The organism is Alphaproteobacteria bacterium (genome assembly GCA_019635875.1).
Taxonomy (GTDB): Bacteria; Pseudomonadota; Alphaproteobacteria; order Reyranellales; family Reyranellaceae; genus JAFAZJ01.
On sequence record JAHBYP010000002.1, the window covers coordinates 130,393 to 155,068 of the forward strand.

At 69.1% G+C, this 24,676-nt stretch carries 23 protein-coding genes; 11 read left to right on the top strand and 12 right to left on the bottom strand.

The window, feature by feature from the left end:
* Positions 1–151: 151 nt before the first annotated feature.
* The 3 genes from KF889_06720 to KF889_06730 are packed head-to-tail and all read left to right on the top strand — an operon-like array spanning position 152 to position 2,945.
* A complete protein-coding gene (locus KF889_06720; GenBank protein ID MBX3499121.1) occupies positions 152–1,135 on the top strand; it encodes an NADPH:quinone oxidoreductase family protein in 984 nt (327 codons plus the stop codon).
* A complete protein-coding gene (locus KF889_06725; protein ID MBX3499122.1) occupies positions 1,132–2,103 on the top strand; it encodes a nitronate monooxygenase in 972 nt (323 codons plus the stop codon). Before KF889_06720 ends, KF889_06725 begins: the two co-directional genes overlap by 4 nt.
* Positions 2,100–2,945 (top strand): glucose 1-dehydrogenase, encoded by an 846-nt coding sequence (locus tag KF889_06730; protein ID MBX3499123.1) that lies wholly within the window; start codon positions 2,100–2,102, stop codon positions 2,943–2,945. The genes KF889_06725 and KF889_06730 overlap by 4 nt, the downstream gene beginning before the upstream one ends.
* Positions 2,946–3,064: 119 nt before the next feature.
* Here KF889_06730 and KF889_06735 read toward each other — a convergent pair whose 3' ends face one another.
* Positions 3,065–3,442 carry a hypothetical protein gene (locus tag KF889_06735; protein ID MBX3499124.1) on the bottom strand — a complete coding sequence of 126 codons (378 nt, stop codon included), beginning with the start codon at positions 3,440–3,442 and terminating at the stop codon, positions 3,065–3,067.
* 298 nt (positions 3,443–3,740) lie between these two features.
* Between KF889_06735 and KF889_06740 the strand changes: the two genes are divergently transcribed.
* The 5 genes from KF889_06740 to KF889_06760 all read left to right on the top strand — a co-directional run bounded on the left by KF889_06740 (position 3,741) and on the right by KF889_06760 (position 9,391).
* Complete coding sequence (locus KF889_06740) at positions 3,741–4,289, top strand: hypothetical protein (GenBank protein ID MBX3499125.1); 549 nt, start codon at positions 3,741–3,743, stop codon at positions 4,287–4,289.
* On the top strand, positions 4,290–5,882 hold the full coding sequence (gene gpmI, locus KF889_06745) for a 2,3-bisphosphoglycerate-independent phosphoglycerate mutase (protein MBX3499126.1): 1,593 nt from the start codon (positions 4,290–4,292) through the stop codon (positions 5,880–5,882).
* Positions 5,883–6,009: 127 nt separating this feature from the next.
* Positions 6,010–7,395 carry a S41 family peptidase gene (locus KF889_06750; GenBank protein ID MBX3499127.1) on the top strand — a complete coding sequence of 462 codons (1,386 nt, stop codon included), beginning with the start codon at positions 6,010–6,012 and terminating at the stop codon, positions 7,393–7,395.
* Between the two features lie 35 nt (positions 7,396–7,430).
* Positions 7,431–8,903 carry a divergent polysaccharide deacetylase family protein gene (locus tag KF889_06755; protein ID MBX3499128.1) on the top strand — a complete coding sequence of 491 codons (1,473 nt, stop codon included), beginning with the start codon at positions 7,431–7,433 and terminating at the stop codon, positions 8,901–8,903.
* A gap of 8 nt (positions 8,904–8,911) precedes the next feature.
* The gene (locus KF889_06760; protein MBX3499129.1) at positions 8,912–9,391 is read left to right on the top strand and encodes an RNA pyrophosphohydrolase; all 480 of its coding nucleotides are present in this window, start codon (positions 8,912–8,914) and stop codon (positions 9,389–9,391) included.
* A gap of 41 nt (positions 9,392–9,432) precedes the next feature.
* Here the strand turns inward: KF889_06760 and KF889_06765 are convergent, their stop codons facing one another.
* The 7 genes from KF889_06765 to KF889_06795 all read right to left on the bottom strand — a co-directional run bounded on the left by KF889_06765 (position 9,433) and on the right by KF889_06795 (position 17,713).
* Entirely contained in the window at positions 9,433–10,257 is an 825-nt protein-coding gene (locus tag KF889_06765; GenBank protein MBX3499130.1) for a ferritin-like domain-containing protein, read from the bottom strand.
* A 135-nt stretch (positions 10,258–10,392) separates the two neighbouring features.
* Positions 10,393–10,803 (bottom strand): ATP synthase F1 subunit epsilon, encoded by a 411-nt coding sequence (atpC, locus tag KF889_06770; GenBank protein MBX3499131.1) that lies wholly within the window; start codon positions 10,801–10,803, stop codon positions 10,393–10,395.
* 30 nt (positions 10,804–10,833) lie between these two features.
* On the bottom strand, positions 10,834–12,270 hold the full coding sequence (atpD, locus tag KF889_06775) for a F0F1 ATP synthase subunit beta (protein ID MBX3499132.1): 1,437 nt from the start codon (positions 12,268–12,270) through the stop codon (positions 10,834–10,836).
* A gap of 33 nt (positions 12,271–12,303) precedes the next feature.
* Positions 12,304–13,179, bottom strand: coding sequence for a F0F1 ATP synthase subunit gamma (locus KF889_06780; GenBank protein ID MBX3499133.1), 876 nt, complete (start codon positions 13,177–13,179; stop codon positions 12,304–12,306).
* Between the two features lie 38 nt (positions 13,180–13,217).
* Positions 13,218–14,747, bottom strand: a complete 1,530-nt coding sequence (atpA, locus tag KF889_06785) for a F0F1 ATP synthase subunit alpha (GenBank protein ID MBX3499134.1) — start codon at positions 14,745–14,747, stop codon at positions 13,218–13,220.
* Positions 14,747–15,307 carry a F0F1 ATP synthase subunit delta gene (locus KF889_06790; GenBank protein MBX3499135.1) on the bottom strand — a complete coding sequence of 187 codons (561 nt, stop codon included), beginning with the start codon at positions 15,305–15,307 and terminating at the stop codon, positions 14,747–14,749. Before KF889_06790 ends, atpA begins: the two co-directional genes overlap by 1 nt.
* 162 nt (positions 15,308–15,469) lie before the next feature.
* On the bottom strand, positions 15,470–17,713 hold the full coding sequence (locus KF889_06795) for a primosomal protein N' (GenBank protein ID MBX3499136.1): 2,244 nt from the start codon (positions 17,711–17,713) through the stop codon (positions 15,470–15,472).
* A 74-nt stretch (positions 17,714–17,787) separates the two neighbouring features.
* On the opposite strand from KF889_06795, the gene fsa reads away from it, so the two are divergent.
* The 3 genes from fsa to KF889_06810 are packed head-to-tail and all read left to right on the top strand — an operon-like array spanning position 17,788 to position 20,184.
* Positions 17,788–18,456, top strand: coding sequence for a fructose-6-phosphate aldolase (gene fsa, locus KF889_06800; protein MBX3499137.1), 669 nt, complete (start codon positions 17,788–17,790; stop codon positions 18,454–18,456).
* 16 nt (positions 18,457–18,472) lie between these two features.
* Complete coding sequence (locus KF889_06805) at positions 18,473–19,180, top strand: DUF484 family protein (protein ID MBX3499138.1); 708 nt, start codon at positions 18,473–18,475, stop codon at positions 19,178–19,180.
* A 5-nt stretch (positions 19,181–19,185) separates the two neighbouring features.
* A complete protein-coding gene (locus tag KF889_06810; protein ID MBX3499139.1) occupies positions 19,186–20,184 on the top strand; it encodes a tyrosine recombinase XerC in 999 nt (332 codons plus the stop codon).
* 48 nt (positions 20,185–20,232) lie between these two features.
* Here KF889_06810 and KF889_06815 read toward each other — a convergent pair whose 3' ends face one another.
* From KF889_06815 to odhB, 4 genes are all read right to left on the bottom strand, one after another.
* Positions 20,233–21,051 carry a dienelactone hydrolase family protein gene (locus tag KF889_06815; protein ID MBX3499140.1) on the bottom strand — a complete coding sequence of 273 codons (819 nt, stop codon included), beginning with the start codon at positions 21,049–21,051 and terminating at the stop codon, positions 20,233–20,235.
* On the bottom strand, positions 21,051–21,896 hold the full coding sequence (locus KF889_06820; GenBank protein MBX3499141.1) for a dienelactone hydrolase family protein: 846 nt from the start codon (positions 21,894–21,896) through the stop codon (positions 21,051–21,053). Before KF889_06820 ends, KF889_06815 begins: the two co-directional genes overlap by 1 nt.
* 15 nt (positions 21,897–21,911) lie before the next feature.
* Positions 21,912–23,321, bottom strand: coding sequence for a dihydrolipoyl dehydrogenase (locus KF889_06825; protein ID MBX3499142.1), 1,410 nt, complete (start codon positions 23,319–23,321; stop codon positions 21,912–21,914).
* A gap of 127 nt (positions 23,322–23,448) precedes the next feature.
* Positions 23,449–24,672 carry a 2-oxoglutarate dehydrogenase complex dihydrolipoyllysine-residue succinyltransferase gene (odhB, locus tag KF889_06830; protein ID MBX3499143.1) on the bottom strand — a complete coding sequence of 408 codons (1,224 nt, stop codon included), beginning with the start codon at positions 24,670–24,672 and terminating at the stop codon, positions 23,449–23,451.
* Positions 24,673–24,676 lie beyond the last annotated feature (4 nt).

The window sequence follows — 24,676 nt, forward strand, 5'->3', positions numbered from 1 at the left end:
ATCTTTCGTCAGCGTCAAGATCCCTCGCTGCGCTCGGCATGACAGCATTGATTTGACCTGCATCGCCCCGTTTGACCGGCGGAATTGGCCGGTTCCGCTCTCGCGGCCTGCCCGCTATCGTCCGCGCGGCGTATCACCACCTGGATTCCGCATGCGCGCGGTCTTGTGCGAGCAACTGGGCGATCCCTCCGTCCTCAAGATCGTCGACCTGCCGGCCCCGACATCAGGCAGGGGCGAGGTCCTGATTGGTGTGCGCGCGGCGGCGTTGAACTTTCCCGACGTGCTGATGGTCGCTGGCGGCTATCAGCACAAGCCGGCGTTGCCGTTCACGCCCGGCATGGAAGCCGCCGGCGAGATTCTGGCGCTGGGCGATGGTGTGTCGGGCTGGTCCGTCGGCGACCGCGTGATTTTCGGCAAGCGGCCGGGTGCCTTCGCCGAGCAGGTTGCGGTGCCGGCAAGTGGCATTGCGATGAAGGTGCCGGACGGCTGGTCGTTCGCCGAGGGCGCGGCCTTTCGCGTCGGCGCGCAGACGGCGTATCACGGCGTGGTGCATCGCGCGGCGCTGAAGGCGGGCGAGACGCTGCTGGTCCATGGTGCCACGGGCGGCGTCGGGCTCGCCGCCGTGCAACTTGGCAAGCATCTGGGTGCGAAGGTAATCGCGACGGGTGGCGACGATGCGAAGCTCGAGGTCGTGCGCAACCATGGCGGCGCCGATCATGTCGTGAACTACAGGACCAGCGATTTTGTCGCCGCGGTGAAGGAGATCACCCGGGGCCGCGGCGCCGACGTCATCTACGATCCGGTGGGCGGCGACGTGCTGGAGAAGTCGGTGCGCTGCGCGGCGTTCGGCGGGCGACTGGCGGTGATCGGCTTCACCTCGGGCGGGCCTTCGAAGCTGATGAGCAACCACATCCTGATCAAGTGCCTCACCGTGCTGGGCGTGCGCGCGGGCGAGGCAGCGCGCTACGATGCCGCCTATGCCGAGGACTACAAGGTCACGATGCCCAGGCTCGCCGCGCAGGGCGTGATGCGCCCGCACATCTCGCATCTTCTGCCGATGGAGCGCGTCGCCGAGGCGATGCAGCTGCTGCTGGATCGCAAGGTGGTGGGCAAGGCCGTGCTGGAGTTTCCATGATCGCCGAGAAGCTCACGGTCGAGCACCTCAAAAAGGAACTGGCGCTGCCGGTGATCTGCGCGCCGATGTTCCTGATCTCCGGTCCTGATCTCGTCGTGGCGGCCTGCCGCGCCGGCATCGTCGGCTCGTTTCCCCTTTTCAATCGGCGCACGACTGCCGAGCTGATCGCCTGGCTCGACGACATCGTCACGCGGCTCGAGGAGATGCAGCGCAGCGATCCGGCGGCGTACGTCGCCCCGTGGTCAGCCAACATCAACACGCACACCAGCAACCCGCGCTTCGACGAGGACCTCGAGCTGATCGTGCGCTATCGCGTGCCGATCGTGATCACGGCGCTGGGCAGTCCCAAGCGCGTGGTCGAGCCGGTGCACGCCTATGGCGGGCTGGTGATCGCCGACGCCAACAGTCCGGCGCTGGCGCGCAAGGCGGCCGATTGCGGCGTCGACGGGCTGGCGCTGGTCGCCTCGGGCTCGGGCGGTCACACCGGCGCGGTCTCGCCCTTCGCCTTCGTGCGCGAAGTGCGGCGCTGGTGGGATGGCGCGATCGTGCTGGGCGGCGCGATCGGCGATGCCGTGGGCATCCGCGCCGCCGAGGTGCTGGGCGCCGATCTGGCCTATATGGGCACGCGCTTCATCGCCACGCCCGAGAGCCTGGCCGAGCCCGAGCACAAGCGCATGATCGTCGAGGCCGGCGTCGACGATCTGGTCATCAGCAATGCCCTCACCGGCGCCACGGCGAGCTGGCTGAAGCCCAGCCTGATCGCTTCGGGCCTCGACCCCAAGACGCTCAAGCCGCGCGAAGACGGCTATCGCTATCGTGGCCTGCTGGGCAACGTGCCCAAGCCGTGGAAGGGCATCTTCAGTGCCGGCCAGGGCATCGGCTCGATCGACCGGGTCGAGACGGTGGCCGACATCGTGGGCGAGCTGAAGCGCGACTACGTCAGGCGTTACAACGGGAGCGGCGCATGAGCGGAAGACTGGCCGGCAAGGTCGCGATGATCACCGGCGCCGCCAGCGGCATCGGTCGGCGCACCGCCGAGCGCTTCGTCGCCGAGGGCGCCAGGGTGCTGCTCACCGACATCCAGGACGCCAAGGGCGAGGAAGTGGCCAGGGCGCTGGGTGGCGCCGCCGCCTATCGCCGCGCCGACGTCACGCGCGAGGAGGACATCGCCGCTGCCGTGGCCGAGGCCGGACGCCGCTTCGGCCCGCTCGACATCCTGCTGAGCAACGCCGGCATCCGCGGCCAGGGCGCGGTGCCGATCGAGCAGCTCGACATGGCGGCGTGGGACCGCGCCATGAACGTGCTGCTGCGCTCGGTGGTCTACGGTGCCAAGCACGCAGCGGCGGTGATGAAGCCCAGGCGCAGCGGCAGCATCGTCAACCTCGCCAGCGCCGCGGGGCTCGTGGCCGGCGCCACGCCGCACGACTATTCGACAGCGAAGGGCGCGGTGGTGCATTTCACCAAGGGCCTGGCGCTGGAGCTGGGCGAGTTCGGCGTCCGCGCCAACGCGGTGTGCCCGGGCTACACCATCACGCCGATGGTGCTGGAGGGCCTCGGCATCGGCGCACAGGCGATCGAGGCCGAACCGCAGAAGGTCGATGCCGCCTTCGCCGCGGTGCATCCCATTCCGCGAGTCGGGCGCGTCGAGGACATCGCCGACATCATCGTCTTCCTCGCCAGCGACGAGGCGCGCTTCGTCAACGGGCAGGCGATCGGCGTCGATGGCGGACTGTCGGCCGGCGCACACTGGAGCGGCCATCGCGGCAAGATGACCGCCATCCGCAACAGCCTGGCGGCGGACGGTGCCTAGGGCCGATCCCGCGAAGATGGATCACCCTGTCCTCCCGAGCGTAGCGCGGGATCCAGGCGAACCCTGGATCCCTCGTTACGCTCGGGATGACAATTGAGTTTGACCGACCGGAGCCTGCCTTAACGATCCCGGGCCGCGGTCTGGGTGGTCGGCTTCGTTTTCGCCGGCTTGCCCTTTGCCGCCCTGGGCACGACCTTGGTGGTCTTCTTTACGGCGGTGCCGGGCGTGGTCCTGGCCGGCGCGGCCTTGGCGGTGGCCGGCGGCGCCTTGGTCGTGATCGGCTTGGGCGCGACCGGCACCGCAGGCGCGGCGGCGGGCGGCCGTGCAGCCTGCTGGGTCACGGCGGAAGGTCGCGGGCCGGGCTTGGTGAGGTCCAGGCTCGGCAGCGGCGGCGCCGCCTGCCCGGGCGTCATGCCCTGGGCATGCGATGCCTGGGCCGCCAAGACCAGCCCGAACAGGCCAAGGATCGACAGAATACAGATCGAGCGTACTCTCATGTCGCCGCTCCCGAGGGGTGGGATTGGCCGGCGGCGGCGCCTTGGGGCGCCCGATTGGGTCTTGTCCGCCGGGAAGCTGCCGACAGTATCCTGCGAAGGCGCTGTCGGATCAACGATTTCATCATGTTGGCGGCAGTTTCTAAGTTTGCACTGAAAAGCTTTCCGTGCGACGGAAGCGCCTTGGCCCGTCTTGCCGCTTTTCTGCCGGAAAACTTCGCTTACATTCGCAGCCATGTGTGAACCGCCCTTCTTCCTTCGCCGTGCCAGCGTCCGGGCGGTATTGACCGCGGGCCTGTCGGTGCTTCTGGCCCTGACGCTCGTCGACGCCCAGGCCCAGGACCGCAGCCGAGGCAAGCAACGCAGCATCCCCTTCGTGTCGATCACCAAGAAGGACGGCTCGACGCGCTATTACGAGACCAATGCGATTCCGCTGCTGATCAACAAGGCCTGCTTCGGCTGGCGCATGTGGCTGGGCGGCCCGGATCGCAGCGTGCAGCTGGTCGAGGTGCTGCAGACCTCGCAGCCCGCCAAGGACGTGATCGCCGGCCCCGAAACCGAGGTCAACGCCGAGAAGACGCGGGCCACCACGCGCATGCGCGAGATGGTGCGCGAGGGCTTCATGCAACGTTCATGGTGCATCATCGAGGGTGACCCGCCGGGCACCTACACCTATCACATCAGCATCGACGGCGAGCCGCGCGGCGAGTTCGTGTTCTGCGCCATCGAGGTGCCGAGCCAGGACGAGAACACCGATCCCACCGAGCTCAACTGCCCCAACAAGTTCCAGTCGGTCGAGGATCCGCGGGCTCGCCCGACCATCGTCGCCGGTGCAGCGCAGGGTCGGTAGATGTCCGGCGAGTCAGCGTCCGCGCCCCGCCCCGTCGTTCTGTGCATCCTCGACGGCTGGGGTCATCGGCCCGAGCCTGCGGACAATGCGGTCGCCGCGGCGCGCAAGCCCAACTTCGACCGCCTGGTGGCGACCTGCCCGCAGGGCCTGATCGACGCATCGGAGCTCTATGTCGGCCTGCCCGCCGGCCAGATGGGCAATTCCGAGGTCGGCCACATGAATCTCGGCGGCGGCCGCGTGGTGATGCAGGATCTGCCGCGCATTGACCAGGCGATCCAGGATGGTTCGCTGGCCGCCAACCCCGAGCTGCTGGGCTTCGTCGACAAACTGAAGAAGTCCAAGGGCGCCTGCCACGTGATGGGCCTGATGTCGCCCGGTGGCGTGCACAGCCATCAGGGCCAGATCGCGGCGCTGGCCAACATCGTCGCCGAAGCGGGCGTGCCGGTCATCGTGCACGCCTTCCTCGACGGGCGCGATGCGCCGCCCAAGAGCGCGCGCGAGTACCTCGCGGCCTTCGTCGCGGCGCTGAAGCCCGGTCTGCCGATTCGCATCGGCACGGTCAGCGGCCGCTTCTACGCGATGGACCGCGACAAGCGCTGGGATCGCGTCACCAGGGCCTACGAGACGCTGCTCAACGCCAAGGGTGAAACGGCCGCGACGCCGGATGAGGCGGTGGCACAAGGCTATGCCGCCGATCTCACCGATGAGTTCGTGTTGCCCACGGTGGTGGGCGACTATGCCGGCATGAAGGATGGCGACGGCGTGCTGATGGGCAATTTCCGCGCCGACCGCGCACGCGAGATGCTGACGGCGCTGCTCGATCCGCAGTTCGACGGCTTCAACCGCAGCCGCCTGGTGTCGTTCGCCGCCGCTCTGGGCCTGGTCGAGTATTCCAGCGCGCTCAACCCGTTCCTCGGCACGCTGTTTCCCTCAGTGTCGGTGGCGATGGGCCTCGGCGAGACCGTGTCGCGCGCCGGTCGCCGGCAGCTGCGCATCGCCGAGACCGAGAAGTACGCGCACGTCACCTTCTTCTTCAATGGCGGCGAGGAGCGTGTCTTCGACGGCGAGGAGCGCATCCTGGTGCCCTCGCCCAAGGTCGCGACCTACGATCTGAAGCCGGAGATGAGCGCCCCCGAGGTCACCGACAGGCTGGTCGAGGCGATCAGCGCGAAGGCGTTCGACCTGATCGTCGTGAACTACGCCAATGCCGACCAGGTCGGCCATAGTGGAGTTTTCGCCGCAGCAGTGAAGGCGGTCGAAGCAGTCGACAAGTGCCTCGGCCGCCTGATGGAGGCGGTCAGGCACGTCGGCGGATGCCTCTTCGTCACCGCCGACCACGGCAATGTCGAGCAGATGTTCGACCCGGAGTCCGGCCAACCGCACACCCAGCACACGCTGAACCGCGTGCCGGCGCTGCTGTACAACGGCCCGGCCGAGGTGCGCGCGCTGGCCGACGGACGGCTGGCCGATGTCGCGCCCACGATGCTGCGCCTGATGGGCCTGCCTCAGCCGGCCGAAATGACCGGCACCTCGCTGCTGCGCACGACACCGCGCACGCCGGTGCTGCCGGTGCCCACCGCGGCGGTTGCGTGACCCCAGAGCCACCACTCACGAATTCGCGCGGCCAGCTGGCCGGCCTTGAGGCCGATGCCCGTCGCGCGGTAGTTTTCGCCCCAGAACCTTCACGTCCCGATCATCGGGCAAAGGTGGACCAAGTCCCATGACACTGCGTCGATTGACGGCCGCCTCGGCGGTCGCCCTGTTCCTCACCCTTCCCGCCGTCGCCTTCGCCCAAAGCAAGGCGCCCGACGACAAGGGCAAGCCGCGGACCGACCGCAGCGAGATCTACCAGCAGCTCAACCTGTTCGGCGACGTGCTCGAGCGGGTACGCAGCGACTATGTCGAGCCACCCAACGAGAAAGACCTGATGGAAGCGGCGATCAACGGCATGCTGTCGTCGCTCGATCCGCATTCCTCCTACATGAACCCCAAGTCGTTTCGCGACATGCAGGTCCAGACGCGCGGCGAGTTCGGCGGTCTGGGCATCGAGGTCACGATGGAGAACGGCGTCGTCAAGGTCGTCTCGCCGATCGACGACACGCCTGCCGCCAAGGCCGGCCTGCAGCCAGGCGACCTGATCGTGCAGCTCGACGGACAGCCGGTGCTCGGCCTCACCCTGCAGGAAGCCGTCGAGAAAATGCGTGGCCGCGTCGACACGACGATCAAGCTGGGCATCCGCCGCGCCGGCAGGGACCCGTTCGAGGTCACGCTGACGCGCGCCGTGATCAAGGTGCGCTCGGTGCGCGCCCGCGTCGAGGGCGGCGACATCGGCTATATCCGCATCACCTCGTTCACCGAGCAGACCACGGCCGGCCTGCAGGAGGCGCTCAACAACTTCAAGAAGGAGCTGGGCACCAATTGGAAGGGCGTGGTGCTCGACATGCGCAACAACCCCGGCGGTCTTCTCGACCAGTCGATCTCGGTCTCCGACACCTTCCTCGAGCGCGGCGAGATCGTCTCGACCCGCGCGCGCAAGACCGAGGACGTTCAGCGCTGGGAGGCCAAGGCCGGCGACCTTGCCGAAGGCCGTCCCGTCGTGATCCTGATCAATGGCGGCTCGGCATCGGCCTCGGAGATCGTCGCCGGCGCGCTGCAGGACCACAAGCGCGCGATCATCATGGGCACACGCTCCTTCGGCAAGGGTTCGGTGCAGACCATCATGCCGGTCTCCGGCGGCGGCGCGATCCGCCTGACCACCGCGCTCTACTACACGCCCTCGGGCCGCTCGATCCAGAAGGACGGCATCAAGCCGGACATCGAGGTCGAGCAGTCCAAGATCGAGACCATCCGCCAGCAGGGCGGTGTGCGCGAGGAGAACCTGCGCGGATCGATCAACAATCCACGCGGCAAGCCCGACACCTCGGCGCCGGCCAAGCCGCCGACCGAGGCGCCCAAGCCCGATGCGAGCAAGCCCGATGCCGGCAAGCCTGACACGGCCAAGCCTGCGGCAGGTCAGCCGCCGGAGGAGCAGGCGGCGGACTACCAGTTGCTGCGCGCACTCGACCTAGTGCGCGGCATCGCACTCTACGGCAGCCGCGACAAGTGATGTGAGGCCCAGGGGCGACAGATGAGCGGCGACCGATGAGCGAGGACTCCGCCCTCGACCGCCGGTTGCCCGTACCCCGCAAGACACGAGGCGCCGGTATCTACGTCGCCTACTCGGTCGCCGGCGCCCTGCTTCTGGGCGCCGGTGCCTTGAGCCTCGGCCATCTGGCGTCCTATCGCCCCGAGCGGCCGACGACGGCCGGCCAGGCAGTGACGCAGCCGCCCGCGCCCGACGCGCCGGCCTCTGCCGCCGCGCCCGCACCGGCGACACCACCGTCGGTGACCGTCAAGCTGCCCCCGGTCAAGGCGAAGGCGCCGGACGCGAAGGACGCGGCCACGCCGCCACCGACCGAACCGGCCACCGCTCCGCCGCCACCGGTCGCCGCCGCTCCGCCGCCACCCGCTCCGGACCCGGCACCGCAGGACACGCCGCCGGCAGCCGCCGTGCCATCAGCACCAGCCTTGCCGGGTGCATTCCCGAACGCCGCCGCACCGCCGCCGTCGGCGCCGGCCATCGCCGCGGCGGACGCCGCCGATGCGCCGGTCAACCTGATCGCCGCCAACGGCCTGCCGCTGCCGCCGCCGGAAAAGCCGCCAGCGCCCAGCCGCCGCATCGGCATGTGCCCACCCGGTACCGACCCTGCCGACCTTGTCAAGGCCGGCCCGGCCGGGCATTTGCCGCGCATTGCCGGAAGCGGATGCATGCCATGGCTGGCCTATGCCGCCGACTTCGATCATCTCGATCGCCAGCGCCCGCGCCTGGGCGTGGCGGTGATCGGCATCGGCCTGAACGAACCATTGACGCAGAAGGCGGTCGAGACGATGCCGCCAGGGACGACCCTGGTGTTCGTGCCCGAGACGCCCAACCTCGGACGCTGGATCCAGCGCGCGCGTGAACGCGGCCTGGAGGCGGCGCTGCTGGTACCGAGCCAGAACCCGCAAGGCGTCCAGGAACGAGGCATGCCGCCGCTGCAGAAGGGGCTGGCGCCGGCAGAGAACCTCCTTCGCCTGCGCGCTACGCTGGCCAGGGCGACGGGCTATGTCGGCGTGGCGCTGCTGCCCAGCCCAGTGCTGGAGGACGAAGCCACGCTGCGACCGCTGTTGGCCGAGATTCGCGACCGAGGCCTGCTGGTTCTGGAGTTCGAGCGCTGGAACGGCAAGTCGCTGGTGCACGCGATCAGCCGCGAGATGGGAATCCCCTACTCGACCGATATCGACAGCCCGATCGCCTGGGTCGACCGCTTCAACGCCAATGGTCGCGAAATCACGGCGGGCGATATCGATGCCGGCCTCAAGGAGGTCGAGAAGCACGTCCGCACGGTGCGTTTCGGCCTGGCCTGGTCCTTGGCGCGGCCGCTGTCGATCGACCGCATCGCCGCCTGGGCCGCCGGCGCGCACACCCGCGGCATCCTGCTCGCACCGGTCACCGGCGTGACGGAGTGCGCCGAGAGCTGCCAGAAGCGCCTGCCGCGGGCGCCGCTAGCGCCGGCGGCCGCGCCGACACGCTGAGCCGCGGCATGTTCCGCTCGGCCAGCGCACCCGCCGGCTACCGCCCCAATGTCGGCATGATGCTGATCGGGCCCGACCGGCGTGTCTTCGTCGGTCAGCGCCTCGACACGCGCATGGACGCCTGGCAGATGCCGCAAGGCGGCATCGACCGTGGCGAGACGCCGGAGCAGGCGGCCTTGCGCGAGCTCGAGGAAGAGATCGGTACCGGCAAGGCCGAGCTGTTGCGCATGAGCGCCGACTGGTTCGCCTACGACCTGCCGCCGGACCTGGCGCGCACCATGTGGAAGGGTCGCTATCGCGGCCAGGCACAGCGATGGGCGGCGCTGCGCTTCACCGGCGTCGACGCGGACATCCGGCTCGACACCGCGCATCCGGAGTTCCGCGCCTGGCGCTGGGCGCGCGCCGCCGAGCTGCCGCTGCTGATCGTGCCGTTCAAGCGCGATGTCTACGACGCGGTGGTGCGCGAGTTCGCCGATCTGCTGGATTGACGACCCGTCGTCCCGCACTGCGCTCGGAACGACAATGCAGATCAGACGGCGGCGGCGGCGCGGTCGAACTTGGCGACCCGGCTGCGCAGGACGCGATAGCCCAGCCGCGTGACCCAGTCGCGCAGGCGGCCATTGGCCGGCAGGCCGGCGGCCTTCAGGATCATCGCCACGCCGCGATCGAGATGGCCGGGACGATAGATCGCATAGGCGCGCCGCATGTACTCGCCGGTGAAGCGCTTGCGGTCGTACGCCTCGCCGGGCGCGGCGTTGGCGGCGAAATAGGCGCAGGCCAGCTCGTCGTCCTCGAGCTCGCGCAGGCGGCCCAGCCCGACCCGCAGGCGGCCGAAGCGCCCCAACCCCTCAACCTCGAGGTAGCGGCGCATGTGGGTGTAGAAGAGCTTGTAGTGCCGCAGCTCGTCGGCGGCGATGAAGGCGCAGACCTGCTTCAGCACCGGCTCCTCGATGCGATCGCGCAGCGCCGTGTAGAAGGTGCTGGTGCCGGTCTCGACGATGCAACGCGCCATCAGCTCACCTGAGCGGGTGCCGCGCACCGACGTGGTCGAATCCAGCGGCAGCTTGTAGCTCTCGGTGAAGGTCTTGAAGGCGCCGTCGAAGTCGAAGGACGGATCGGCCATCTGCGCCCAGCGGCCCAGCGCCATGCCGTGCACGACCTCTTCCTGCGCCCAGACCGGCGCCAGGGCCCTGAATTCCTGATCGTCGGCGAACACGTTGCTCAGATAAACGCCATAGTCGACGCCGTTGCGCTCGACCATGGCCGCCGCTTTCACGATCTTCAGGATCTCGGGATCGACCTTGCTCGAGTCGAACCGGTCCCAGGCGATGTCGTCTAGCGTCCAGTTCTTCATGGGTCACGCCTTGGACGTATCCCCGTCCCCGCCTCTATCGGTAGGGCGGGCCGGTTGCCAAGTCTACAGAAATAAAATTGCCGACCGCCGGTTTTCAACCTGCCGTGGCGTGCGGGTATTTGCACTGAACAGGGTTCAGCGCGCGGCGTAGTAGGCGTAGGCGCGCTGCAGGTCCTGCGCCACGGAAACGGCCTTCTCGGCCGCCGGACGGGAGGTCGGCGCGGCCTCGGCGAGCGCCTCCTGGGCGTCGCGCAGGCGCCTGGCGAGCTGGTCGGCGGAGACCTCCTCGAAGGGCTGGGCCTCCTCGGCCAGCACCGTGCAGCGCTCGCGGGTGACCTCGGCGAAGCCGCCGGCCACCATGAAGCGCTGGGTGATCTTCCCGCCGTCCTGCACCTCGATGACGCCGGGGCGGACGGTGGAAATCATGGGGATATGTCCCGGCAGCACGCCGAAATCGCCGTCGCCGCCAGGCACGATCACCATGTCGGCTTCGGTCGACGCCAGCTCGCGCTCGGGCATCACCAGGGAAAACGCCACCTTGGCCATTCAACGGCCCTCCGCGACCGGTCGCTGCGCTCAGGCCGCCTCGGCCGCCATCTTCTTGGCCTTGGCGACGGCCTCCTCGATGGTGCCGACCATGTAGAACGCCGCCTCCGGCAGATCATCGTAGTCGCCGGCGACAATGCCCTTGAAGGCCTTGATGGTGTCCTCGAGCTTCACGAACACGCCCGGCGTGCCGGTGAAGACCTCGGCGACGTGGAACGGCTGACTGAGGAAGCGCTGCATCTTGCGCGCGCGCGCCACGACCAGCTTGTCCTCTTCCGAAAGCTCGTCCATGCCGAGAATGGCGATGATGTCCTGCAGCGACTTGTACTGCTGCAGCACGCGCTGCACCGCGCGCGCGACGCTGTAGTGCTCCTCGCCGACGACGCGCGGATCGAGCATGCGCGAGGTCGAGTCGAGCGGGTCGACGGCCGGGAAGATCGCCTGCTCGGCGATCGAGCGGCTGAGCACGGTGGTGGCGTCGAGGTGGGCGAACGAGGTCGCCGGCGCCGGATCGGTCAGGTCGTCGGCGGGCACGTAGATGGCCTGCACCGAGGTGATCGAGCCCTTCTTGGTCGAGGTGATGCGCTCCTGCAGCGCGCCCATGTCGGTCGAGAGCGTCGGCTGATAGCCCACGGCCGATGGGATGCGGCCGAGCAGCGCCGACACTTCCGAGCCGGCCTGGGTGAAGCGGAAGATGTTGTCGACGAAGAACAGCACGTCCTGGCCCTCGGCGTCGCGGAAGTACTCCGCCACGGTGAGGCCCGACAGGCCGACGCGGGCACGCGCGCCCGGCGGCTCGTTCATCTGGCCGTAGACCAGCGCCACCTTCGAGCCCGAGGTCGTGCCGTCGTCGTTGAGCTTGATGACGCCCGACTCGATCATCTCGTGATAGAGGTCGTTGCCCTCGCGGGTGCGCTCGCCCACGCCGGCGAACACCGACACGCCGCCATGCGCCTTGGCGACGTTGTTGATCAGCTCCATGATGGTCACGGTCTTGCCGACGCCGGCGCCGCCGAACAGGCCGATCTTGCCGCCCTTGGCGTAGGGCGCGAGCAGGTCGATGACCTTGATGCCGGTGACGAGGATCTGCGCCTCGGTCGACTGATCGACGAACTCCGGCGCGTTGCGGTGGATCGGCAGGGTCTGCTTGGCGCCGACCGGGCCGCGCTCGTCGACCGGCTCGCCGATGACGTTGAGGATGCGGCCCAGGGTCTCCGGGCCGACCGGCATGGCGATCGGGCCGCCGGTATCGGTGGCCTTCTGGCCGCGCACGAAGCCGTCGGTGGTGTCCATGGCGATGGTGCGCACGGTCGATTCGCCGAGATGCTGCGCGACCTCGAGCACGACCTTGCGGCCGTCGGAGTCGACGTTCAGCGCGTTCATGATGGCCGGCAGCTCACCCTCGAACTGCACGTCGACGACGGCGCCCGTAACCTGGGTGATCTTGCCGATGTTGTTGGCGGCCATGGCTCTACCTCGTATCGATCGGTTCGTGTCGTCTCAGATCGCTTCGGCGCCCGAGATGATCTCGATGAGTTCCTTGGTGATCGACGCCTGACGCGAGCGGTTCATCTGCAGCGTCAGTCGCTTGATCATGTCGCCGGCGTTTCGCGTGGCGTTGTCCATCGCTGTCATGCGCGCGCCCTGCTCGGAGGCGGCGTTCTCCAGGAGCGCGCGATAGATCTGCACGGCGAGGTTGCGCGGCAGCAGCTCGGTGAGGATGGTCTCCTCATCCGGCTCGAACTCGTAGGGACTGCCGCCCGATCCGGCCTCGGCCTCGGGCACCGCCGGCGGAATGATCTGCTGGCGGGTGAGGATCTGGCTGATCGCCGAGCGGAAGCGGTTGTAGATGATCGTGGCGACGTCGAACTCGCCGGCCTCGAACATCGCCAGTACGCGATCGGCGACCTTGCGCGCATCGGCGAAGCCCAGGCGCGGCTTGCCCAAGTCCGAGATGGTGTCGACGATCAGCGGGCCGTAGTCGCGGCGCAGCTGGTCGCGGCCCTTGCGGCCCACCGCCAGGATTTTGACCGTCTTGCCTTCGGCCTGCAGCGCGCGGATGGTACGGCGTGCCTCGCGCGCGATCGAGCTGTTGAAGCCGCCGCACAGGCCGCGATCGGCGGTGGCGACGATCAGCAGGTGCACCTTGTCCGAGCCGGTGCCGGCCAGCAGCCTGGGCGCACCGGCCTTGCCGAGCATGCCGGAGGCCAGGGAGGCCAGCATGCGGTCCATCGCCTGGGCATAGGGCCGGCCGGCCTGCGCCGCTTCCTGCGCGCGGCGCAGCTTGGCGGCGGCGACCATCTTCATGGCCTTGGTGATCTTCTGCGTCGACTGGACGCTGCGGATCCGCAACCGGAAGGTTTTGAGGCTGGGCATCGAGGTGTCCGCCTGGGCTCGTCAGCTGTGATGCGGGCTCAGGCGAACTTCTTGACGAAGTCGGCGAAGAAGGCCTTCAGCTTCTCCTCGGTCGCCGGCGAGATCTGCTTCTCGTTGCGGATCGCCTCCAGCACCGTGGCATCGCTCGCCTTCAGCGCCTCGAGCGCGCGGCGCTCGAACTCGCCGACGCGCGCCACCGGCAGGCCGTCGAGGAAGCCGCGGGTGCCGGCGAAGATCGACACCACCTGCTCTTCGACCGCCATCGGGCTGAACTGGCCCTGCTTCAGGAGCTCGGTCAGGCGCTGGCCGCGCGCCAGCAGGCGCTGCGTCGAGGCGTCGAGGTCGGAGGCGAACTGGGCGAAGGCGGCCATCTCGCGGTACTGCGCCAGCTCCAGCTTGATGGTGCCGGCGACCTGCTTCATCGCCTTGATCTGAGCGGCGGAGCCGACGCGGCTGACCGACAGGCCGACATTGATGGCCGGACGGATGCCTTGGAAGAAGAGCTCGGTCTCGAGGAAGATCTGGCCGTCGGTGATCGAGATCACGTTGGTCGGAATGTAGGCCGACACGTCGCCGGCCTGGGTCTCGATGACCGGCAGCGCGGTGAGCGAGCCCGAACCGTTCTTCTCGTTGAGCTTCGCGGCGCGCTCGAGCAGCCGGGAGTGCAGGTAGAACACGTCGCCGGGATAGGCTTCGCGGCCCGGCGGGCGGCGCAGCAGCAGCGACATCTGGCGGTAGGCGACGGCCTGCTTGGAGAGATCGTCGTAGACGATCACGGCGTGCATGCCGTTGTCGCGGAAGTACTCGCCCATCGCGCAGCCGGTATAGGGCGCGAGGAACTGCAGCGGCGCCGGGTCGGACGCGGTGGCGGCGACGACGATGGAGTATTCCATCGCGCCGGCGTCCTCGAGCGTCTTGACGATCTGCGCCACGGTCGAGCGCTTCTGGCCGACGGCGACGTACACGCAGTACAGCTTGCGCGACTCGTCGCCCGAGGCGTTGATGGTCTTCTGGTTGATGAAGGTGTCGACGGCGACGGCGGTCTTGCCGGTCTGGCGGTCGCCGATGATCAGCTCGCGCTGGCCGCGGCCGATCGGCACCAGAGCGTCGATCGCCTTCAGGCCGGTCTGCATCGGCTCGGTCACCGACTTGCGCGGGATGATGCCCGGCGCCTTGAGCTCGACCAGGCGGCGCTCGGTCGAGGCGATCGGGCCCTTTCCGTCGATCGGGTTGCCCAGGCCGTCCACGACACGGCCCAGCAGGCCCTTGCCCACCGGCACGTCGACGATGGCGCCGGTGCGCTTGACGGTATCGCCCTCGCGGATGCCGCGGTCGTCGCCGAAGATCACGACGCCGACGTTGTCGGTCTCGAGGTTCAGGGCCATGCCCTTCACCCCGCCGGGGAACTCGACCATCTCGCCGGCCTTGACGTTGTCGAGGCCGTGCACGCGCGCGATGCCGTCGCCGACCGACAGCACCTGGCCGACCTCGGCGACTTCCGCCTCGACGCCAAAGCCTTCGATCTGCTGCTTGATGATGGCCGAAATCTCGGCGGCCCGGATGTCCATCACGCAACCCCCTTCATCGCAAGCTGCAGGCGCTGCAGCTTGGTGCGTATCGACGAATCGAACATGCGCGATCCGACCTTGACCACGAGTCCCCCGAGGAGATCGCTGTCGACCCGCGCGTTAACGGAAACCTTGTTGCCGACCAGTCGCCGCAGCGTCTCGGTCAGCGCATTCAGCTGCGTATCGCTGAGCGGCGTCGCCGACACCACGTCGGCGGTCGTCTCGCCCCTGCGGCGCGCCAGCTCGGCGAGGAAGGCCGAGATCATGCCCGGCAGGTCGCGGGCGCGGCCGTTCTTCGCCACGGTGCCGACGAACTTGGTGACCAGCTCGCCGATGCCGGCCTGCCGGACCAGCGCGGCCAGCGCCTTGCCCTGCGCCTCGCGGCCCACGACGGGGCTCGCCAGCACGCGGCGCAGATCGGCGCTCTCGCCGATCATGGTGCGCAGGCTGGTGAGATCGGCGGCGACGGCATCGAGCGCCTTCGCCTGGTCGGCGAGGTCGAACAGTGCGCTCGCGTAACGCCCAGCCAGACTGGCCGGACCGGTAGCTTCCTGCGCCACGGTGATATCGTCCCCAACGCCTCTGGAAAAAGGGCCTGAGCCCTTAAAATAAAAGGGTTTTTCCGAAGAACTGACACCCCCGGAAAAACGCGAGGCGTTGCTAGCACAGGGGATAGGGGCTTGCAAGCAAACGGGCCGGGACTCGTTGGCGCGGCGAAACGCTCACATGAACGAGTACGGATCGATATCCACCTGCACCCGGATGGTGCCTGGAATATCGGCCACGGCGAGCCACTCCAGGACCAGCGATTGCACGTTTACCGACCGCTCGGCGCTCAGCAGCAGCCGGCGGCGGAAACGACCGCGCAGCAGCGACAGCGGCGCCGGCGCCGGCCCCAGCACCCGCACCCCCTCGCCCGATGGCGCCAGCCGGCCCAACCTCGCGGCGACGGCATCGACGGATTGCTCGTCGGTCCCCGAGACGATCAGCGCCGCCAGCCGGCCGAACGGCGGCCAGCCGGCATGCCGGCGTTCGTTGGCCTCGGTCTCCAGGAACCGCTCCCGATCGCCGCTGGCCAGCGCCTGCATCACCGGGTGGTGCGGCTGCGCGGTCTGCAGCAGAACGCGGCCGGGATGCTCGGCGCGGCCGGCGCGGCCGGCTGCCTGGTAGAGCAGCTGGAAGGTGCGCTCGGCCGCGCGCAGATCGCCGCCGTTGAGGCCGAGGTCGGCATCGACCACCGCGACCAGGGTCAGGTGCGGGAAGTGGTAGCCCTTGGCCGCCATCTGCGTGCCGATCACCAGGTCGACCTCATTGTTGGCGATACGCTCGACCAGTGCCTGCGCCTCGCGCCGGGTCGGCACCGTGTCGCTGGCGAAGATCTCCAGCCGCTTCTCGGGAAACAGCGCCACCACCTCCTCGGCCAGGCGCTCGACGCCGGGGCCGCAGGCGACGAAGGATTCCTCGGCCTCGCAGGCCGGGCATGCCTGCGGCAGCGGCGCGCCATACCCACAATGGTGGCACACCAGCTTGCGGCGGAAACGATGCTCGACCAGCCAGGCGCTGCAATGCGGGCATTGCAGGCGATGGCCGCAGTTGCGGCACAGCGTCAGCGGTGCGTAGCCGCGCCTGTTGAGGAACAGCAGCGCCTGCTCGCCGCGCTCCAGCGTGTCGCGAACCGCCTGCACCACCGGCGGCGCCAGCCAGCGGTTGCGCGGCGGTGGCGTGCGGCGGATGTCGACGATCTCGATGCGCGGCACCTCCATCGGCCCGTGGCGCTCGGGCAGGTGCAGCACGTCGTAGCGCGCGCCCTGGGCGTTGATGACGCTCTCAAGCGACGGCGTCGCCGAGGCCAGCGCGATCGGCACGGACTCCAGCCGCGCGCGCACCACGGCCATGTCGCGCGCGTTGTAGATCACGCCGTCTTCCTGCTTGAAGGCCTGATCGTGCTCCTCGTCGACCACGATGACGCCGAGATCGACGAACGGCAGGAACAGCGCCGAGCGCGCGCCCACGACCACGTCGGCACGGCGTTCGGCGATGTCGCGCCAGGTCTGGCGCCGCTCGGCCGGGGTCATGTCAGAGTGCCATTCCGCCGGCCGCGCGCCGAATCTGCGCGCAAAGCGTTCCAGCCACTGCGTCGAGAGCGCGATCTCCGGCAGCATCACCAGGGCCTGGCGGCCCTCGGCCAGCGCCGTCGCCACCGCCTCGAAGTACACCTCGGTCTTGCCTGCGCCCGGCACGCCGTCGATCAGGGTGACGCTGAACCTGCGCGACCGCACCTTGGCGACGAGATCGTCCGCCGCCGCACGCTGCGCCAGCGACAGCGCCGGGCCCGTCATGCGCCAGTCGGGCCTGGCGCGCTGGCCGATGCGCGGCCGCACGACGGTCTCGAGCGCGCCACTGACGACAAGTCCCTTGATCACCGATGTTCCGACACCGGCCTCGCGCGCGAGATCGGCAAGCGCCATGGCTGGCCCATTGCGCAGCAGGTCGAGCACGCGACGGCGCGCGGGCGTCAGCTTCGGGATCTCCTGGTGCGCTGCAGCGAGGCGATAGAGAATCTCGGTGCGCGGCGCTTCGAGCGCCGAGGGCGCGCTCATCGCCATGCGCAGCACCGATCCCGGCGGCGAGACGGTGTAGCTGGCCACCCACTCGACGAAGCGACGTGTCTTCTCCTGCATCGGCGGTGCCGGCATCACGCCGATGATGTCGCGCAGCCTGGAGGGCTCGACCTCGCCGCCGCCCGCCCCCCAGACGACGCCGATCGTCTCGCGCTTGCCCAGCGGCACGATCACGAAATCGCCCGGCGACGCCAAAAGCCCCTCGGGCACGGCATAGTCGTACGCCTCGCCCAGCGGCAATGGCAACAGCACAGACACGACTTCTCCCTTGTCCGAGGCGGCCGGCGGGCCTTGCCGGGACTCGGGGCTTTCGTTAGAAACGAAGTCGCGTCGTCGTGACGTCATACCCCAATGTAATCGGCGCGACGCGGTCGTCACAGACCGCCGTTCGCGCCTTCGACCGGACTGGCGATCGCACCATGAAGTTCTTCGTCGATACCGCCGATGTCGCCGAGATCAAGTCGCTGGCGGCCAGCGGCCTGCTTGACGGCGTCACCACCAATCCCTCGCTGATCGCCAAGTCGGGCCGGCCGATGCTCGACGTGATCCGCGAGATCGCCGACGTCGTGACCGGCCCGGTGAGCGCCGAGGTCACCGCCACCGACCATGCGACGATGATGCAGGAGGCGCACAAGCTTCATGCCATCGGTCGCGGCCGCAACGACAACATCACCATCAAGGTGCCGCTGACGCCGGACGGGCTGCGCTCCTGCAAGGCGCTCTCCGGCGAAGGCATCATGGTCAACGTCACGCTGTGCTTCTCGGCGGCGCAGGCGATCCTCGCCGCCAAGGCCGGCGCCTCGTTCATCTCGCCCTTCATCGGCCGGCTCGACGACATCGGCGAGGACGGCATGGTCCTGATCGGCGATATCGTGCAGATCTATCGCAACTACCCGGCCTTCAAGACCGAGGTGCTGGCCGCCTCGATCCGCCATCCCATGCACGTCGTGCAGGCCGCCAAGATCGGCGCCCATGTCGCGACCGTGCCGCCCAACATCCTGCGCATGCTGTTCAACCATCCGCTGACCGACAAGGGCCTCGACGCCTTTCTCGCGGACTGGAAGAAAACCGGCCAATCGATCCTGTGATGGCGATCCGCTGACCATGAGCGACGATGCGCCAGGAGACGCCCGGGTGATCACGCGCGACGACGTGCTGACCTATCTGCGCGCGCATCCCGATTTCCTGGTCGAGAACGCCCGGCAGCTCGAGGGCCTGCAGCCCGCGCCGCGTCACAACGGCAGCGGCGTGGTCGACATGCAGGCGGCGATGGTCAAGCGCCTGCGCAGCGACATCGACAAGTTGCGCGCGCGCCAGGAAGAGCTGATCACCACCGGCCGCGCCAACCAGATCACGCAGAACCGCATCCATGTCGGCGTGCTCTCGGTGATCCAGGCCACCAGCTTCGAGCGGCTGATCCACGTCGTGACGCACGAGCTGCCCGGTCTGCTCGATGTCGACTTCATCGCGCTGGCCATCGAAGGCAGCGAGGAGGCCCCGCGCCGCGTGCCGGTGCGCGGCGTCTACGTGCTGGCGCCTGGCGCCATCGACGCCGCGATGGGTCCGGGCATGAACAGCCGCCTGCGCGCCGACATCCTGGGCGAGGAAGCCTTCTTCGGGTCGGTGGCGCGCCATGTGCGCTCCGACGTGCTGGTCCGCCTGAAGGTGTCGAGCGGCTCGCCCGACGGGGTGATCGCCTTCGGCTCGAAGGATCCGCAGACCTTCGGTCCCAACCAGTCGACCGAGCTGCTGTTCTTCCTCGTGCGCGTGCTCGAGAACACGATCCGCGCCTGGCTCGATCTGCCGGAGTGACGGCGCTGGCCCGCCGCGCTGCCAAAAGCGTCGAACCGCCTCTTCCACCGGCACCCGAAACCTCGCTGCCCGCCGATACCGCCGCGGCCATCGCCGGCTGGTGCGAGTGGCTCGCCTCGGAGCGGCGTGCCGCCGACAAGACGCTGGTCGCCTATCGCCGCGACATCGCCGATTTTCTCGCCTTCGTCGCCCACCACACCGGCGAGCCGCCGACGGTGGGCTCGCTTTCCGGCCTGCGTGCCGGCGATTTCCGCGCCTGGCTGGCGCGGCGCGCGCGTGACGGGCTGGCGCGCACCTCGACGGCGCGCGCGCTGTCCTCGGTGCGCGGCCTGTTCCGTCACATGGAGCGGCGCGGTGTCGCCGCCAACGCGGCCATCGGCCTGGTGCGCACGCCCAAGCTGCCGAAATCGCTGCCGCGGGCGCTCAGCGTCGCGGAGGCCGCCGACCTGCTGTCGGAGTCGGAGGCCGACGCCAGCATCGAGTGGGTGGCGCGCCGCGATGCGGCGATCCTCACCCTGCTTTACGGCGCCGGCCTGCGCATCGCCGAGGCGCTGTCGCTGACCAAGCGGCAGGTCGAGGAGCTGCTGAAGAGCCGCGCCGACGTGCTGTGGGTGCGCGGCAAGGGCAACAAGGAACGCCTGGTCCCCCTGCTGCCGGCGGTCGTCGCCAAGCTTTCGGTCTATCGTGCCGCCTGCCCGTTCCTCGCCAGGGCGGCGGCCAACGACCGCTTCTTCATCGGCGTGCGCGGCGGCGCGCTCGATCCCGGCATCGTGCAACGCGCCGTGCGCCGCCTGCGCGGCCAGCTCGGCCTGCCGCAGAGCGCCACGCCGCACGCCCTGCGCCATTCCTTCGCCACGCATCTGCTGGGCGCCGGCGGCGATCTGCGCACCATCCAGGAGCTGCTCGGCCACGCCTCGCTGTCGACGACGCAGCGCTACACCGACATCGACGCCGAACGCCTGCTCGAGGTCTACGACCGCGCCCACCCCAGGGCGAAGAGCTGATACGGACCCTCTGTCGTCCCGAGCGCAACGAGGGATGACAGTGAAGGCTCAACGCAGCGTTCGCGCCAGGAAGGCCTCGACGTCGCGTTGGAATGCCGCCCAGGCCTGCGCGTTGTAGCCGTAGTGCGCACCGCAGCAATTGTTCGGCTTGCTGCGATTGCCGGCGGTTGCCAGGTAGCGCACCGACAGGCCGACAGCATCGAAACTGTGATGCGCACCGGGATAGACCCGCGTCTCGATCAGATCGCGCCCGCGCTTCACGCGCGACAGCAGCGCCTCGCACTGGCGTACCGGCGTCCAGTCGTCGAGCTCCGCCATGGCCATCAGCAGCGGCCGCCGGCTGGCGAGCGTCGCGCCGAGCTGCTCCTGTAAGGCGCAATCCGGATAAACCGCGACGGCGGCGCGAGCCGCCGGTTCTCCGTCGAGCGCATAGAGCAGCGCGACGCCGCCGCCGTACGAATAGCCCATGACGACGATGCGTGCGGCGTCGACATCGGCGCGCGCCGCCAGGAACGCCACCGAGGCGCGGATGTCGGCGACCCGCTCCGTCGCCTGCTCGACCGTCGGCCACCGGCTAGTGCAGGCGTCGCGGATGGCCCGCGCGCCGAAGCTGTCGACCGTGAGCGTGACGTAACCCCTGCCCGTCAGGATCTGCGCCATGCGCAGCACGTTCTGTCCGACGCCGCCGCAGCCATGGAACAGCGCCACCGCGGGATGCCGGCCGGGCTGTCGCGGGCGATACAGGGTGGCGGCGAGCTGCAGCGCGCGGCCGCCGACCTCGACCGGCACGCGCACGGCCTGCTGCGCCTCGGCCTTCGACGCGCCCCAGGCCAGCAGCACCGCGACGGCGAGCGCGCGCCACATCATCAGTTCGGCGGCCCGAGATGCAGGCGCCAGAAGGAAGCGACGCGCTCGAGCGTATCGCGATAGGCCGGCGCATCGTGGCCGACCCAGGCTCCGCAACAGCCACCCGGCTTGTTGCGATTGGAGACCTCGGCGCGATAGCGCAGCTTGCTGCCGGGGTTGTCGTAGGCATGGTACGCATCGGCGTAGGTGTGCAGCTCGAACGGCGTGCCCGACAGGCGTGGCAGCAGCTCGCGGCACCTCTCGGCCGGCGTCCAGTCGTCCTTCTCGCCGATCAGGATCAGCAGCGGACGCTGCACCTCGAATCGCTGCGTGGTGCGGCCACGCAGGGTGCAATCGGGATAGAAGGCGATGGCGCCGGCGAAGGCAGGTGACGGCGGCGGCGACTTGTCGGCGCGGTCGCGCAAGGTGGCGAACAGCGTCGCCGCGCCGCCGTGCGACTGGCCCATCAGGCCGATGCGGTCAGCCCGCACGTACGACTGCGTCTTCAGCCACGAGGCCGCGCCGTCGATGTCCCAGGCGCGGTCGCGCGCATCGACGCGGCGGCCGCCGGCGCGCGTGCAGACCTCTTTCACGCCCCGGCCGGTGAAGCTGTCGATCACCAGCGCCACATAGCCCCATTTGCTGAGCACAGTGCCCCAGGTGCGCGCGCCCGAGCCCTGGCCGCTGCAGCCATGCACGACGATCACCGCCGGACGCGGTGCCGAGGTCGCGGGCCGGTAGAGCTTGCCGTCGAGCGTCAGCTGATCGCGCCGCACCGTGACGGGGAACTTCACGGCCTCGGGCGCGGCGACGGCCTCACTGGCGATCGCCACAAGGAACATCAGGCAGAGGAAGGCCGCACGCATGCAGGCCGAAGACTCTCACAAATGGATCGGCTTGTCCCAGGCCGCGAGCGCGGCCTCCTTGAGCGCCTCGTTGACCGTGGGATGGGCGTGGCAGACGCGGCCGATATCCTCGGCCGAGGCGCCATACTCCATCGCCAGCACCGCCTCGGCGATCATCGTGCCGGCCTCGGCACCGATGATATGCACGCCCAGCACCGTGTCGGTCTTCGCCTCGGTCAGCACCTTCACGAAGCCCTCGGTTCGCCCGTTGGCGCGGCTGCGCGGATCGGCGAGGAACGGATACTTGCCTGACTTGTACGTGACGTTGGCGGCCTTCAGCTGCTCCTCGGACTTGCCGACCCAGGCCACCTCGGGCTGGGTGTAGACGATCGAGGGCACCAGGTCCCAGTTCACGTGGCCCTTCTGGCCCGCGAGCGTCTCGACGCAGGCGACGCCGTCCTCGCTCGCCTTGTGCGCCAGCATCGGCCCGTCGATCACGTCGCCGATGGCGTAGATGCCCGGCACGCTGGTCTGGAAGTGCGCGTCGACCGCGATGCGGCCGCGCTCGGTGAGCTTCACGCCCGCCCTGTCGAGCCCGAGACCTTCGATATAGGGCCGCCGGCCGATGCAGACGAGCACGACGTCGACCTCGAGCGTCTCGGCGGCACCGCCCTTGGCCGGCTCGTGCGTGAGCGTCACGCCGGCGGCGCCCCTGGTCGCGCCGGTGACCTTGCGGCCGAGCTTGAACTTCAGCCCCTGGCGCGTCAGCGAGCGTTCGAACTGCTTGACCACCTCGTTGTCGATGCCCGGCGCGATGCGGTCGAGAAACTCGATCACGGTGACCTCGCTGCCCAGCCGGCGCCAGACCGAGCCGAGCTCGAGCCCGATAATGCCGGCGCCGATCACCGCCATGCGCTTGGGCACGGACTCGATCTCCAGTGCGCCGGTCGAGGACACGATGGTCTTCTCGTCGATCTCGACGCCCGGCAGCGGCATCACCTCGGAGCCCGAGGCGATCAGGATGTTGCGCGCCGACAGCGTATCCGTCACCGCGCCGTCATCGCCCACCAAATCGACCTTGCCGGCGGCCGCGATGCGCCCGGTGCCGGTCACCGACGCGATCTTGTTCTTCTTGAACAGGAACTCGATGCCCTTGGTCGTGGCACCGACCACCTCGCCCTTGCGCTTCAGCATGGCGGCGAGGTCGAGCTTCACCTCGCCGACGACGATGCCGTGCGCCTTCAGGTCGTGCGCCGTCTCCTCGTAGAGATGCGAGGATTGCAGCAATGCCTTGGAAGGAATGCAGCCGACATTGAGGCAGGTGCCGCCCAGCGTCCTGCGCTTCTCGACGCAGGCCACCTTCATGCCGAGCTGCGCCGCGCGGATGGCGGCGACGTAGCCGCCCGGCCCGGCGCCGATGACGATGAGATCGTAGGTGTCGGCCATGATTACGATCCGCTTTCGATTGGGAAGTACGCAGCAAGATTGGCGGGCGGTCTGTCATCCCGAGCACAGCGAGGGATCTTGGCGCTGATACAAGGATCCCTCGCTGTGCTCGGGATGACGGTTGAGTTCAAACCTCCAGCAGCAAACGCTCCGGATCCTCGATGCACTCCTTGACGCGCACGAGGAAGGTGACCGCCTCGCGGCCGTCGATGATGCGGTGGTCGTAGCTGAGCGCCAGGTACATCATCGGGCGCACCTTGATCTCGCCGCCGACGACCATCGGCCGCTGCTGGATCTTGTGCATACCCAGGATGCCCGACTGCGGCGGGTTGAGGATCGGCGTCGACATCAGCGAGCCGTAGACGCCGCCGTTGGAGATGGTGAAGGTGCCGCCGGTCAGGTCGGCGATGCCGAGCTTGCCGTCGCGCGCGCGGCGGCCGAGATCGCCGATGGTCTTCTCGACGCCGGCGAAGCCCAGCATGTCGGCGTCGCGCACGACGGGCACGACGAGGCCCTGGGGCGTGCCGACGGCGACGCCGATGTCATAGTAGTTCTTGTAGACGACGTCGTCGCCGTCGATCTCGGCGTTGACCGCCGGCAATTCCTTCAGGCCGGCGATGCAGGCCTTCACGAAGAACGACATGAAGCCCAGCTTGACGCCGTGCTTCTTCTCGAAATCGTCCTTCAGGCGCTCGCGCAGCGCCATCACACCACTCATGTCCACCTCGTTGAAGGTGGTGAGCATGGCGGCGGTGTTCTGCGCGTCCTTGAGGCGCGCGGCGATGGTCTTGCGCAGGCGCGTCATGCGCACCCGCTCCTCGCGGTCGGCATTGGCGCGCGGGCCGGAGGGCACGGCCGGCTTGGCGGCGGCGGGCGCGGTGGCCGGCGGCGCGGCCAGCACGTTCAGCACGTCGGCCTTGGTGATGCGGCCGTCCTTGCCCGTGGCGGCGATGCCCGACGGATCGATGCCGCTCTCGGCCACCAGCTTGCGCGCGGCGGGACCGGAGGCGGCGAGGTTCGTTGGCGACGCAGCGGGTGCAGGTGCCGCAGGTGCGGGCGCAGCGGCGGGCCTGGCGGCGGGCGCGGCGGCCGGCTTGGCCGAGGCGGCGGCGCCGGCCTCGATCACGCACAGCACGGCGCCGACCTGCACGGTCTCGCCCTCGGCGGCGACGATCCTGCCGATCGCGCCCGCGGCGGTGGCGTTGACCTCGACGGTGACCTTGTCGGTCTCCAGCTCGCACAGTGCCTCATCGACGGCGACGGCGTCGCCCTCGCGCTTGAACCACTTCGCGACCGTCGCCTCGGTGACCGATTCACCCAGCGTCGGAACCTTGATCTCGACAGCAGCCATGATG